The organism is Peribacillus frigoritolerans, from assembly GCF_040250305.1.
Taxonomy (GTDB): domain Bacteria; phylum Bacillota; class Bacilli; order Bacillales; family DSM-1321; genus Peribacillus.
In genome coordinates this window covers 3,186,238-3,201,360 of the sequence record NZ_CP158190.1, presented here as the reverse complement: position 1 = coordinate 3,201,360, position 15,123 = coordinate 3,186,238, and the positions used below count along the sequence as shown (strand labels likewise).

The following is a 15,123-nucleotide window of genomic DNA, read 5'->3' as shown; positions in this document are numbered from 1 at the left end:
TATTCGACCTTCACCGCCATTTATCAGGCCGTTGACGATTTTATCCGACCTTCACCGCAAATTATCAGGCCGATGACGATTTTATTCGACCTTCACCGCAAATTATCAGGCCGATGACGATTTTATCCGACCTTCACCGCAAATTATCAGGACCTTCACTGCACTTTATCAGGCCGTTGACGATTTTATTCGACCTTCACCGCAAATTATCAGGCCGTTGACGATTTTATTCGACCTTCAATGCAATTTATTCGACGTTCACAAATTTTTTCGATTTTCGCCTCACTATTCGCATTCCGGAGCATTCATTTAAGGTACACGTTGAATTCGATCCTTTCCGCCGTCTGGACAAGCCTCATCAAAGCAAGCATCTAGAAGGATCTCCGCTAGCCAGTTATTCGGCAGTAGTGTCTCTGATTCATCCTATATAAAAAAAGAAAAAAGAGTGTAACAAGTCCCGTATTAAAAAAAATATCCCCTCGGTACGGATCGTCCTCGGAAAGCGAGTGCCCTACGTTCCAATCAACGCCATATAACACTCCCTCAAGGTTGCCTAATAAAATAAAGCGACTTCTAACGCTTTGGGTTTACTTCAGTTGTTGGTCTTTTTTTGTTTTAGGAACGACAAAACTTCCAAAAAGGCTGGTCCATTATCGACAAGTCTATAATCCATAAAAGCACATCCATCCCTTTTTATTCTGTTTGGGATGGTTTCAATCGTATAGTTCTTTAACTGGAGATTTTCGTCGACTTCCTCCCAAAACAAAGGTGTAGCCACACCCGCGAAAGAATTTCCCCGTGGGGAATAAGGCTGGATGATGGTTTTTCCTTCACTATGCTGCACAAAGTCCAAGTAAAGTCGATTGTGCCGATTTATTTTCATTCTTTCCGTTGTAAAATCATTTGGGTTGGAACTTGTTAAGTAGTCACCAAGAAAGTCGGTGAATATGCGTGTCTCCTGATAAGTAAATCTGTCTTCAGGCAATGGAATGTGAATTTGCAGTCCTTTGTTACCTGAAGTTTTTACAAAAGCTTTAATCCTTAATGATTCCATCACTTTTTTAATTTCCTGTGCGGCCTTTATCGCAAAGGAGAAAAATTCGATGGAAGGGGGATCTAAGTCCAGGACGATTTCGTCGGGTCTTGTTTTACCCGCTTTCTGAAAGGGGGCATGGAATTCCAATGCAAGCTGATTACCAAACCAAAGAAGCGTTTCAATATCGTTACACAGCATGTATTCGATATCCTCATCCATGAACGTTTTAATAAAGGCCGGCGCATAATCAGGTTTGTTTTTCTGGAAAAATCTTTCTTTATCCAAAGTGCCATGTGGATAGCGGATCGTCGTAAGCAGTTTATCCTTCAAGAATGGTAAGAAGAAAGCTGAAACCTCCCGTAAATAATGAAGGTATTCAACTTTCACCACCTGTTTACCTTCTGTTATCCAAAGCGGTTTATCTCTGGAAGTTATTTGTACCGTATCTGGAAATGTGTATTGGCCTAGCACAAATTTCTCCCAGGTACATTCATCGGGAGTCGTTTGCAAGAGCCATTGCGAAAACTGAGGTTCACGCAATTCATTTTCCTCATATACGTGTAAGAATTGAACTTCGATGCAAATGGATGGATGGATATAAAAAAATTGTGCATCTTCATCTGATGCATTTTGCTTGATCAATTGATGCAATATACTTTTATCTCGAGCACTCAGTCCATTTTTGACACTTCCGATTTTCGTTACGGCACCTTCTTTGAAAACTGCGAGGGAAACGTAACCATTTTCTTTGTGCAATGCTGTAATGAAACAAGAAACGGTCTTCCAATTTTTCACCTTAATCCAAGCTGTTGTACGTCTTCCTTCTTGCCAAGCACCCCGAATTTCCTTGGCGACAACCCCTTCGCCATCTAACAGGGTGACCTTATTCAAGGCATTATCCAAAACGTCAAAACTCTCTATTAATTGTATCAAAGCCTTATCGTTGGGATTAGGAGGCATGGGAAGACCGAGTTTTTCCCCCATATTCAACATCAATTCCCTTCGTTCCACCATAGGTTTAGCTGCTACGTCTTTTCCGCTGATGCGAAGCAGGTCAAACGCTATAAACCGACATGGGGAAAAGCGGGCATTTTCTGAAATTAAGGATTGTTTCCCAAGGCGTCCTCGCCACTGTATTTGAAAAAAGTCTGCTTTCGCCTGATTGGTGAGCCAGACCAATTCTCCATCTAACTGAAGCGGGAGATAATCTTCCAGGCCCAGGTCTTTGATGTAAGCAATGATTTCTGGGAATTGTGGTGATAATTCCTTCTCATTCCGACTCGAAATGCTTATGGTATCGGAGTCTATCGTTAATATAGCCCTAAAGCCGTCATATTTGACTTCATAACGCCAATCCTTGGAGTTGGGGGCTTCAGGGTAATAGGTAGGCAGCATCGGTTTCATTTTTGTATTTACCTCCGCAAATAATTGATAACATTATTTTGCCAAAAAAACGAAGTGTTAGAGTTGGCAATTGTTTTTTCGGTTTTTTTTGAACAAAGGGGAATAATAAAATTGTTCTTCTCATTAAAAATAAGTTATGAGGTGACGAATATGCATACGATGTGGAAGGGGAGCATATCATTCGGTTTGGTGAACATTCCGATTAAACTTCATGCTGCAACGGAGGATAAGGATATATCTTTAAGGACGTTGCATAAGGAATGTCATTCACCGATTAAATACGAAAAGGTTTGTCCGGTATGCGAGAAAGAAGTGGGGAAGGATGATATAGTCCGCGCTTTTGAGTATACAAAGGGAAAGTTTGTTGTATTGGAAGACAATGAACTGGAGCAACTGAAAAAACAAAACGAAGAAAAAGCCGTGGAAATCGTGGATTTCGTTAAAATTGAAGAAATAGATCCCATTTATTTTAACCGGAGTTATTACATGTCCCCTAATGACGGGGGGATAAAAGCTTATTCCCTTTTGAGGCAGGCCCTCAAGGAATCGAATAAGGTGGGGTTGGCAAAAATCATCATTCGCTCTAAAGAACAAATGGCGGTTATCCGAGTCGTTGATAATACCTTGGTGATGGAAACGATTCATTATCCGGATGAAGTCCGCTCCACAGCGGATGTTCCGAATATCCCTGCCAATGATACCATTGTAAAAAAAGAAATCGATACTGCCGTATTATTGATAGATCAATTAACGACTACTTTCGATCCGACAAAATACACCGATGACTATCGAACCGCGTTACTAGAATTGATTGAATCAAAGAAAACGGGACAGACGACGATTACAGCGAAAACAAAAGAACCAGTTTCCAACAATGTAACCGATTTAATGGAGGCATTACAGGCATCCATAGACCGTACAAAACATGATGAACCGGAAAAGAAAAAGACGACCCGAAAGAAAGCGGCACCGAAAAAAAAGAAACAAGCGTAAACAGGAAGCTGAGCGGAAGACGCATGATGTCGCTCGGCTTTCTGCTTGTTTTTGCAAGGAATCAGGCTTCTAATAAGGAAATGAAAGGGACTTGATAAGGAGGGAAGAAAGTACAAATAGGTAAGTCGATCACGATGCAAGAAACTGAATGGAATTACAGGGAATTAGTGGATATTAATGAAAGCAAAAAAAATTCGCTCCCTAAAGAGCGACAATGAGGAATTCAATCGTGAAAATCAACATATAGGCGAACGGTTGTAGTTTTCGACTATATATTGTGTTCATATTCTACCATATTTAATTCTGAAATAGCAACAAAATTACTGAAACTATCCTATGAATTTTTCTGGAAATCAATGATATTTCGCCCATTTAACGGCTCATGTGGCTTTTTCACTTCATATACTTATAAAAAGCTACAGAATAAATGGATTTTTAGTATAATTTATACATATAGGATGATATAAATTAAATATGAATGGAAGATGCAAAATGAAAAATGGAAAAATCAAATCACTTCATGCCGGAAAGCCGAAACAGGAAATTTTTTCGAATGTCGATATCTTTTCTGCCATGGATAAACAAGCACATGATAATGTGACAGTGACTAAATCAGGCATAATTGGTGATGGGGTAGGTAATGTAAAGTTCCATGGAGGTCCTGATAGGGCTTTGTGCTTTTACCCCTTTGAGCATTATTCATTATGGAATGAAAAATTCTCTAAAAAGATGGATATCCCAGCATTCGGTGAAAATTTAACTGTAGCGGGGATGAGGGAAGAAGCCACGTATATCGGCGATATTTATCAAATAGGCGAAGTGATTGTTCAAATTAACCAGGGAAGGATACCTTGTTCGACCATTTCCCACTTCAATCAAGAACCTAAGTTTTTGGAACTCGTGCTGAAAACGAGTTTCACTGGATATTTTGCAAGAGTACTTCAAGAAGGAACGATAAATAAGCAAAACGAAATCGTGCTGATAGATCGTTTGCAAGAAAAAATTTCAGTTCATTATGCAGCAGAGGTAATCCTTCATAAACGAGATGGCCTGGAAGGCGCTAAGGCTTTACTTACTCTAGACTCGTTAGCGGAAGACTGGAAACAAAGAATATTGAAGAGGGTTAAAGCCGCAAAAGATTGAATCATTTTTGCAAAAGTGAAAAAAATGTCGATCAGGTATTGAAATTGACAGATTATTAATGTAAATTAAATATAATCTAATTTTGAAATCTTGTGAAAATTATATAAATGGATCTTATCGAGAGAGGTGGAGGGACTGGCCCGAAGAAACCTCAGCAACCAGCTTAGGCAAAGGTGCTAAATCCAGCAAGCAGAGCTTGATAGATGAGGAGAATGTTTCAAAAAACCTTCTTCTTTGAGAAGGTTTTTTTCCTTTTCTCTCATACTCATAAAATACGACAAAAACAGGACTGTTTTTGAGAGAGGGTGTAATGATGAATTTTCGTAAAGAAGTGAAAGAAAGAATGTTGGTTGGGGAAGGGGCAATGGGGACCTTATTGTACTCAAATGGCATCGATCAATGTTATGAGGAATTAAACTGCACGAATCCAAATCAAATAGAGTCCATCCACCGTGCCTATCTCGAAGCTGGTGCAGATATCCTTCAATCAAATACATACGGAGCCAATTTCAACAAATTGAAACGGTATGGACTTGAAGATGAAGTTAGCAGAATCAACCGCCAGGGAGTCATTCTTGCTAAAAAAGCGGCAAAAGGAAATGCGTATGTCTTCGGTACCATAGGGGCACAGCGGAGTATCAGGAAATCGGATTTAAGCATGGAAGAGATTAAACGGGGGTTTCGTGAACAGCTATACAGTCTGTTGATGGAAAACCCTGATGGGATTCTCTTGGAAACATTTTATGACCTGGAAGAGCTGGAAACCGTCCTGCAAATCGTAAAAAATGAAACCGGATTGCCGATCATCGCAAATGTTTCGATGCATGAACTGGGTAATCTTCAAAATGGAATCCATTTAAATGAAGCCTTTCAAAAACTCGAGCAATTGGGTGCCGATGTTGTTGGGGTGAATTGCCGTCTCGGTCCACATCATATGATCCGGGCCTTGGAAGAAGTGAGCTTGCCGAAGGATGCATCGATTGCCATATACCCTAATGCCAGCCTCCCGGATTATGTGGATGGAAGGCTCGTCTATAAAGCTGTGCCGGAATATTTCGGTTCAAGTGCCCTGGAACTTCGTGAGCAAGGTGCCGCTATCATAGGTGGGTGCTGTGGAACGACTCCACTGCATATTCAAGCTGTAAAGAATGCAATTGGAAGTTTTGCTCCTGTAAAAGAGAAAATTACGAAACCCCGTGAAATAGAAATAATTGAAGTGAACGAAAGAGAATTGGAACTTCCACTGTACGAAAAGGCCAAGACGGAAAGGACGATCCTAGTTGAACTTGATCCACCGAAAAAGCTGGGAATAGAGAGCTTCATGACCGGTGCTGAGGTTTTGAAAAAAGCAGGGGTCGATTCCATTACATTAGCGGATAATTCACTTGCCTCACCAAGGATATCGAATGATGCACTGGCTAACTTACTAAAGAACCAATTGAATATTAATCCGATGGTGCATATAACATGCCGTGATCGAAATTTGATTGGCCTGCAGTCACATTTAATGGGTCTGCAGACGGTGGGGCTGAATGAATTATTGATCATCACCGGAGATCCTTCAAAAATAGGGGACTTCCCTGGTGCCACTTCGGTTTATGATTTATCTTCCTTTGACCTTATAAGCATGGTCAAACAATTTAATGAAGGTCTTTCCTATTCCGGTCAAAGTTTGGGTCAACGGGCGAATTTTAAAATTGCGGCAGCGTTTAATCCCAATGTGAAATATCTGGATAAAGCCGTACTGAGAATGGAAAAGAAGATTTCCTGCGGTGCTCAATCCTTTTTGACACAGCCAATTTATTCGGTGGAGCAAATCGAAGAAGTACATGAAGCTACAAAACATTTAGAAACCCCGATTTTCATCGGTATCATGCCTTTGACAAGCACCCGGAACGCAGAATTCATCCATAATGAGATCCCAGGCATTAAATTGCCCGATAACGTAAGAAGGGCCATGGCTTTAGCGGGGGATGACCCTGTAAAGTCTAGGATGGAAGGGGTTAATATCGCGCGGGAACTGGTGGACGCGGCAAGGGAAAAATTCAAGGGCATATATTTAATCACTCCGTTCCTTCGCTATGAAATGACGGCGGAACTTACGAAATATATTAGAAAAGTCGATAGTAAACAGACATCAGAGGTGGCAGTACATGAATAAAAAAGCGATTCAAGATCAGTTAAATTCTAAGATTCTCCTACTTGATGGGGCGATGGGAACCATGCTTCAAGCGGAGAATTTGACAGCAGACGATTTTGGCGGGGAACAATTCGAGGGCTGCAATGAATATTTATCACTGACGCAACCGGAAATCATCCAAACCATTCATGAAAAATATTTAGCAGCGGGCGCAGATATCATTGAAACAAATACCTTTGGAGCGACCAGCATCGTTCTTGAGGAATACCAAATAAGCACGATTGCCTACAAGCTAAATAAAATTTCAGCTGAGCTTGCCGTTAAAGCTTGTGAAAAGTATTCCAATGAGGAGTGGCCAAGGTATGTAGCTGGCTCGATGGGCCCCACTACAAAAACGCTATCCGTAACGGGCGGAACGACTTTTGACATTTTAACCGATTCTTATGAAGAACAGGCACTGGGTCTCTTGGATGGCGGTGTAGACTTGCTGTTGGTGGAAACCTGTCAGGATATGCTTAATGTCAAGGCTGCCTTTTCTGGAATCAAAGCAGCATTCGCAAAAACGGGAAAAGATGTGCCTGTCATCATATCAGGAACAATCGAACCGATGGGCACGACACTTGCCGGCCAGTCCATAGAAGCTTTTTATTTATCTGTTGAACATATGAAGCCCGTAGCTGTCGGCCTTAATTGTGCAACAGGACCGGAATTCATGATAGACCATATCAGGACACTTGCAGATATATCGAATAGTGCCATCAGTTGTTATCCGAATGCCGGGCTCCCTGATGAAGAAGGCCACTATCATGAGTCACCTACTTCCCTGGCAGAGAAAATGAAGCAATTTGCCGAAAAGGGATGGATCAATATCATTGGCGGATGTTGTGGTACGACACCAGAGCATATTAAAGAACTTTCCAGGGTCCTCGAAGGCATGAAGCCCCGTACAATTACGGAAACTGCCCATGGTCATGCCGTATCAGGCATAGAACCGCTCATTTATGATGATTCAATGCGTCCTTTATTCGTAGGTGAAAGGACGAATGTTATCGGTTCCCGAAAATTCAAGGAGCTGATACGCGGCAAGCATTACGAGCCAGCAGCCGAAATTGCACGTAACCAGGTGAAAAAAGGCGCCCATGTCATTGATATTTGTCTTGCTGATCCTGATGGGGATGAGCTTGGCGATATGAAGGAATTCGTAGAAGAGGTCGTCAAAAAAGTGAAGGTCCCATTGGTCATCGATACTACAGATGAAGTTGTACTTGAACAAGCATTAAAACATTCACAAGGAAAATCGATCATTAATTCCATAAACCTTGAAGATGGTGAAGAGCGCTTTGAAAAAATAGTACCCTTAGTCCATCAATATGGTGCTGCCGTTGTCGTAGGAACCATTGATGAAATCGGGATGGCCGTCGATGCTGAACGGAAATTGGAAGTGGCAACACGGTCTGTGGATCTGCTTGTCAATAAATACGGTCTAAACAAAAGTGACATCATCTTTGATCCGCTTGTATTTCCTGTAGGCACAGGTGATGAACAATATATCGGATCTGCTTTAGAGACGGTGAATGGAATAAAGGCTATTAAAGAAAAGTTTCCAGAATGCCTGACGATACTTGGCATTTCTAACGTTTCTTTCGGTCTGCCAGCGAGGGGAAGGGAAATATTAAATGCAGTTTTCCTTTACCATTGTACAAAAGCGGGACTCGATTATGCCATCGTGAATACAGAAAAACTTGAACGTTTCGCTCTGATTCCGGAAGAGGAAGTGAAACTGGCTGAGGCACTCCTGTTTGAGACTTCAACTGAAACTTTAGCGATTTTTACCGAATTTTATCGTGGAAAAAAAGCGGAGAAGAAGGATAATGGTGTGATCCTGCCATTGGACGAACGTCTAGGTAACTATATTATCGAAGGAACGAAAGAAGGATTGGTTGATGATTTAAATGAAGCGATTGAGCGCGGTGATACCCCATTGGAAATCATCAATGGACCGTTGATGGATGGCATGAGTGAGGTGGGTCGGTTGTTTAATGACAATCAACTTATTGTCGCAGAGGTGCTTCAGAGTGCTGAAGCGATGAAGGCGGCTGTATCTCACCTTGAACCACTTATGGAAAACTCTGAAGATAGCGCTAAAAAAGGGAAAATCCTGTTGGCGACTGTCAAGGGAGATGTGCATGATATCGGGAAAAACCTAGTGGATATCATCCTATCCAATAATGGCTATGAAGTCATTGATTTAGGGATCAAGGTTGCACCGCAACAAATCATTGAAGAGGTTCGAAAACATGAGCCAACCATCATTGGCCTATCTGGGTTACTTGTCAAATCTGCACAGCAAATGGTTTTAACCGCACAGGATTTAAGGCAAGCGGGAATAAATACCCCAATATTAGTGGGAGGGGCAGCATTATCGCGTAAATTCACCGATTTTAAAATATCACCTGAATATGAAGGACCGGTTTTATATTCCAAAGATGCGATGGATGGTTTGGCTGTAACGAATATTTTACATGACTCTGACAAAAAAGTGGTGTACTTGGAAGAGTTAGTCGAGAAACGAGAAAGGTCGAAAGCGAATGCCGCCATTGCCGCCACGCTGGAAAAACCTGTACGTAAGCAGTCCACAGCTGCCCCTTTAAGCGATGTTCCCGTTCAAATGCCACGTGACATCAAGCGTCACGTCCTGAAGAACTATCCATTGGATGTCGTCCAGCCATATATAAATAGGCAAATGCTGATTGGTCATCATTTGGGGTTAAAAGGGAAAGTTTCCGAATTGCTTAAGCAAGGGAATGAAAAAGCAGTGCAGCTCAATGATCTCGTTGATGAATTGATCGAATTCCTAAAGACGGAACCGGATTATGGCTTGCATGCAGTTTATCAATTTTTCCCTGCTCAGAGCGAAGGAGATAAGCTATTGGTGTACAACCCGGACAATCATCAAGAGGTTTTGGAAACTTTCGAATTCCCAAGGCAAGATACGAATCCGCATCTTTGTTTAGCGGACTTCGCGAAAACGGTCTCCTCCGGGCAAATGGATTATGTAGGATTCTTCCTGGTCACTGCCGGAAAAGGAATCAGAAAATGGGCAGAAAAACTTAAGCTTGAAGGTGATTTCTTGAAAAATCACGCCCTTCAATCACTTGCTCTCGAAACAGCTGAAGGGTTCGCGGAAAGAATTCATCAATTAATGCGTGATGATTTAGGTATAAGCGATCCGATTGAAATGTCCATGAAAGAGCGATTTGCCGCTAAGTACACCGGACAAAGGTTTTCTTTTGGTTATCCTGCCTGTCCTAATTTGGAAGACCAGGAGAAGCTATTCCGCCTGTTACAACCTCAAGATATTGGCGTGGAATTGACTGAAGGATGCATGATGGAACCAGAGGCTTCCGTTTCGGCCATTGTTTTTGCACATCCTGAAGCTCGTTACTTTAATGTCGATCGATAATTCATATTATAAGGCAGCGGTATTTTTTACCGCTGCCTTATTGCGCATGAAACCGCTATATTGGTACATCTTAATGGTCAAAAGGAAGGGGATGCAACATCTATGAAGAATAAGCTTAAATTATTTCTTTCCATGGCGGGTTCTTTCATTATTATTTTGTTTCTTGTGGCTGTGCAAAACATTCAAGCTCATGCAATGGTTCCTGAAGAGATGACACCGCTCCTAAAAAGTAAGGAAAATCAGAAAATTGCCTATTTGACATTCGATGACGGTCCATCTTTGAATACCATGGATATATTGGATATTTTGGACCGCTATCATGTTAAAGCCACATTTTTCGTTAAAGGCAACGAAGAGCCATACGCAAAGGAATGCTATCAGCAAATGATTTCCCGCGGTCATTCGATTGCCCTTCATTCATATACACATGATTATTCCATCGTTTATCGATCGACTGAGAGTTTCTTTCAAGATTTGAATAGGCTTGAAACCATGCTGCAAGAGGAGTATGGGATAAAAAGCCGTATTGTGCGCCTTCCTGGCGGCTCGAATAATCGTCTGCGGCATCAGGCGTCAACGAAACCAATTATCAATGGAATCCTTCAACAACTAAAGGAAAAAGGGTATATTTATTTTGATTGGTCCATTGACTCGACAGATGGCTTCAGTCCGTCAATAAGTGAACGACAAATCATTTCTGCTGTACAAAAAGGGACGAAAAATCAAAAGCATGTTAATATCTTATTGCATGATATCAATAGTATGAAAAATACAGTGAAAGCATTGCCTGATATAATTGAATTCCTAAAAAAAGAGGGGTATACCTTTGATACTATTGATGAGACAACCCCCAAAATGCAATTTAATTGATGAACACATTGTTTATCTATAGTAAATTAAGGTATAGGTATAGAGATTACATTGTGAAAGGATTTATCGTTTCTATGATGCCATCATTGTTTTTATCACATGGAACACCGCTATTAGCTTTGGAAAAGAATAGTTACACTTCTTTTTTGAAGGATTATATGCAAGCTATGAAGAAACCTGCTGCCATAGTTATTTTGTCAGCACATTGGGAAAATGAAGATCAAATGATTTCTGCAGTAGGGAAGCATGAAGTCATTTATGATTTTGTAGGATATCCTGAAGAAATATTTGAGATAACTTATCCTGCAAGGGGTTGCCTTGAGCTGTCAGATCGAATTTTAACCTTATTGTCCAGGATAGGTGTATTGGGGGAACTTGATGAAAGGCGCCCCCTTGATCATGGAGCATGGGGGCTTTTGCATATCATGTATCCCGAAGCTGACATCCCGACCGTATCCATGTCCATCAGTCCTGCGCTGCCATTGGACAAGCAGTATGAAATTGGGAAGGCATTGAGGAAATTAAAGGAAAGTAATGTCCTGATCATAGGAAGCGGTGGAATTGTCCATAATTTCACCCAAATTCAGAAAGATATGCATGTTGCAGAAGGATGGGCAATCGAGTTTGAGAATTGGGTCGAAGAGAAAATCATGAAATGGGATTTGCAATCTTTGTTCAATTATGAAAAAATCGCCCCTTATAGTACAGAGGCTGTGCCATCCAAAGAGCATTTCATTCCATTGGTCATCGCAATGGGCACAGGGGATGACAATAAAAAAGCGGCTCTCCTGCACAGAAGCTTTCAATATGGCAATCTGAGTTTAACAGCTTGGAAGTTTGATTGAGGTGAAAGGGTTTTCAAACTAGTTAAATTTACCTGAAAAATAATCATTATACAAAAATACAAAAATCTTTTTTTAGCGAAAAAAAGACTTAAATGAGCAAAAAAGACAGTTAAAAGCGATTTTTGACGAATTAAGCAGAAATATAGTTGAAAAAAGGTTGTATAAAGTGGTTTAACCTTTGGATATTTCGACAAAAACATGTTAATATAACATCTGAAAACGTTTTATCCTTTAAAATTTTATTATTCAATAACCAAAGTTATTTATTATATATCTTATATATATCATATATTTGGGGAAAATTTAGAAGAAAGAAATTTGGGGATGGATAAAACGTAATGAAAAAAATTATGAGAAAAATTTGGGGGTTTACAAAATGACCATCAATGATTCTAAGGTATTAGACCACTGGAAAGCTTTTTCGGGTCCAAACCTTGGGTATGTCATGGAGCAATACGATTTATTTCTAGCCAACCCGGAAGAAGTGGATCCGGAACTGAAAAACTTTTTTGAAGTAGCAGGTCCTCCTTCATTCGATGTATCGGCAGAAACAACGACTGTAAGTGCATCAACTGTACAAACTGGAGAAGTTCTTCCAATGAAGAAAATTATGTCTGCAGTGAAGTTAGCTGAAAATATCCGTGCATACGGGCATCTTGCTGCAAATATTTATCCTTTAAAAGAAGAAGCTCTGGACACTGAACAAATTCACTTTGAAAAATATGGCTTGACTGCAGATGATTTAAGGAAAATACCGGCTGACTTTATTTGTCCGGAATCACCTGAAGACGTGAAAGACGGATACGAAGCCGTACAATACCTAAAACAACTCTATACAAAAACGATAGCCTTTGAATTTCATCATGTTAATGACTTGGATGAAAAGCAATGGCTTACTGATATGGTCGAATCTGGAAACATGTTCCCGGAAGTGGGAAAAGAGAAAAGAGAACTATTACTTAAACGATTGAATGAAGTAGAAGGTTTCGAGAAATTCCTTCACCGCACATATGTAGGGCAAAAACGTTTCTCAATTGAAGGACTGGATGCTATGGTTCCGATTTTAGATGAAATGATTTCACAAACTGTCCAAAACGGAACGGGTAATGTGAATATTGCCATGGCTCACCGTGGACGTTTGAATGTGCTTGCACATGTATTAGGAAAGCCTTATGAGGTCATTTTCTCTGAATTCCAACATTCACCGAATAAAGATTTGGTTCCTTCCGAAGGTTCGACAGGCATTAACAATGGATGGACGGGTGATGTTAAATATCATTTAGGTCTGGACAAACAGATTACTAAAGCTAATATACAAAAAGCAAGGATTACACTTGCCAATAACCCAAGTCACTTGGAAGTAGTCGGTCCAATCGTGGAAGGGTATTCTCGTGCGGCTCAAGAAGACCGTACAGAAAAAGGATTTCCTGTTCAGGACATTTCCAAATCCCTTGCAATCCTCATTCATGGTGATGCTGCATTCCCAGGTGAAGGAATTGTACCTGAAACGTTTAACTTAAGCCGTTTACGCGGTTATCAAGTTGGCGGCGCAATCCATATCATCGCCAATAACATGATCGGTTTTACAACGGAAAGTGAAGATTCACGTTCAACCTTATATGCTAGTGATTTGGCAAAAGGCTTTGAAGTGCCGATCGTGCATGTAAATGCAGATGATCCAGAAGCATGTATGGCTGCTGTGAACCTTGCAAACCTATATCGTGAAAAATACAACAAGGATTTCTTGATCGACCTGATCGGTTACAGACGTTTCGGCCATAACGAAATGGATGAGCCATTGGTGACTCAACCTGAAATGTATGCATTAATCCATAAGCATCCAACCGTAAAAGAGCTTTATGGGAAACAACTTATTGAATCCGGCGAGTTCACTGAAGCTGAAGTTAAAGCGATTGCTGAGCAAGTGGATACAAGGCTTGCAGATGCATATGCGAAAATTTCCGGAAATAAACCGGAAGCTTCCAAAGAGTGTAATCCTCCTGGGATTATTGAAAAAGGACTTCCAGCCATTGAAACGGCAGTTCCGAAACAAGAACTTGTTACAATTAACGAAGAGCTTGTTAAGTGGCCGGAAGGATTCACCCCTAATAAAAAATTAGGAAAGATTTTATCACGTCGTTTGGATTCCTTTGGTCCTGACGGAAAAATCGATTGGGCACATGCCGAGACATTGGCTTTTGCATCGATTTTAAGTGACGGCACGCCAATCCGTTTAACAGGACAAGATTCAGAGCGTGGAACATTCGCACAACGTAATATCATGTTACATGATAGTGTTAATGGAAAAACATATTCACCACTTCACACACTTGAAACTGCCAAAGCTTCATTCGCTGTTCATAACAGCCCGCTTACGGAAACGGCAGTTCTGGCTTATGAATATGGTTATAATGTTTTTGCACCTGAGACACTTGTATTATGGGAAGGCCAATTCGGTGACTTCGCTAATACAGCACAAGTGATCTTTGACCAATTCATCGCGGCTGGCCGTGCAAAATGGGGTCAAAAATCAGGTCTTGTCATGCTGCTTCCACACGGTTATGAAGGGCAAGGGCCAGAGCACTCAAGTGCACGACTGGAACGCTTCCTTCAATTAGCAGCTGAAAACAACTGGACAGTTGCTAACTTAAGTTCGGCAGCTCAATACTTCCATATCCTTAGAAGACAAGCTAAGATTTTGGATCAAGAACAAGTACGTCCGCTTGTCATCATGACACCGAAGAGTATGCTTCGTAATCAAGTGATGGCTTCTACAACAGAAGAATTCAGTGAAGGCGCATTTGAATCATTCGTAGAAACCAAAGCTTTGGGCAAAAAACCTAAATCGGTTGAACGCATTGTTTTTGCAACAGGTAAATTGGCGGTTGAACTTCGGGAAAAAGCGGCAACTGAAAAAAATACGGATTGGTTGCAAATCATCAGTATCGAAGAAATTTATCCATTCCCATTCACTGGAGTTCAGGAAGCCCTTAAAAAATATACAAATCTTAAAGAAATCTTCTGGGCTCAAGAAGAACCTAAAAACATGGGTGCTTGGACATTTGTTGAACCTCGCTTAAATGCAGCGGCTCCTGGCAATCTTTCAGTAACATATATAGGAAGGAAGCGCAGATCAAGCCCGGCTGAGGGAGATCCACTTGTCCATAAAAATGAACAACAACGGATTATGACTCAAGCAATTACACGCAATAATGAGGGGGAGAAATAA

At 40.9% G+C, this 15,123-nt stretch carries 8 protein-coding genes and 1 riboswitch; of the genes, 7 read left to right on the top strand and 1 reads right to left on the bottom strand.

Features of this window, described 5'->3' with window-relative positions; all coding sequences use genetic code 11:
* Window positions 1-592 precede the first annotated feature (592 nt).
* Window positions 593-2,440 (bottom strand): DNA ligase D, encoded by a 1,848-nt coding sequence (gene ligD, locus ABOA58_RS15640; protein ID WP_350299122.1) that lies wholly within the window; start codon window positions 2,438-2,440, stop codon window positions 593-595.
* Between the two features lie 150 nt (window positions 2,441-2,590).
* On the opposite strand from ligD, the gene ABOA58_RS15635 reads away from it, so the two are divergent.
* From ABOA58_RS15635 to ABOA58_RS15605, 7 genes are all read left to right on the top strand, one after another.
* Window positions 2,591-3,433, top strand: coding sequence for a Ku protein (locus ABOA58_RS15635; protein WP_309077882.1), 843 nt, complete (start codon window positions 2,591-2,593; stop codon window positions 3,431-3,433).
* A gap of 492 nt (window positions 3,434-3,925) precedes the next feature.
* Complete coding sequence (locus tag ABOA58_RS15630) at window positions 3,926-4,576, top strand: MOSC domain-containing protein (RefSeq protein WP_350299121.1); 651 nt, start codon at window positions 3,926-3,928, stop codon at window positions 4,574-4,576.
* Window positions 4,577-4,687: 111 nt separating this feature from the next.
* Window positions 4,688-4,786, top strand: a riboswitch (SAM riboswitch).
* Window positions 4,787-4,889: 103 nt separating this feature from the next.
* The gene (locus ABOA58_RS15625) at window positions 4,890-6,737 is read left to right on the top strand and encodes a bifunctional homocysteine S-methyltransferase/methylenetetrahydrofolate reductase (protein WP_350302890.1); all 1,848 of its coding nucleotides are present in this window, start codon (window positions 4,890-4,892) and stop codon (window positions 6,735-6,737) included.
* Window positions 6,730-10,179, top strand: coding sequence for a methionine synthase (metH, locus tag ABOA58_RS15620; RefSeq protein WP_350299120.1), 3,450 nt, complete (start codon window positions 6,730-6,732; stop codon window positions 10,177-10,179). Before ABOA58_RS15625 ends, metH begins: the two co-directional genes overlap by 8 nt.
* Before the next feature lie 102 nt (window positions 10,180-10,281).
* On the top strand, window positions 10,282-11,049 hold the full coding sequence (locus tag ABOA58_RS15615) for a polysaccharide deacetylase family protein (RefSeq protein WP_350299119.1): 768 nt from the start codon (window positions 10,282-10,284) through the stop codon (window positions 11,047-11,049).
* Window positions 11,050-11,123: 74 nt separating this feature from the next.
* Window positions 11,124-11,894: a dioxygenase family protein gene (locus ABOA58_RS15610; protein ID WP_350299118.1), complete on the top strand. Its 771-nt coding sequence runs from the start codon at window positions 11,124-11,126 to the stop codon at window positions 11,892-11,894.
* A 376-nt stretch (window positions 11,895-12,270) separates the two neighbouring features.
* Window positions 12,271-15,123: a 2-oxoglutarate dehydrogenase E1 component gene (locus tag ABOA58_RS15605; protein WP_350299117.1), complete on the top strand. Its 2,853-nt coding sequence runs from the start codon at window positions 12,271-12,273 to the stop codon at window positions 15,121-15,123.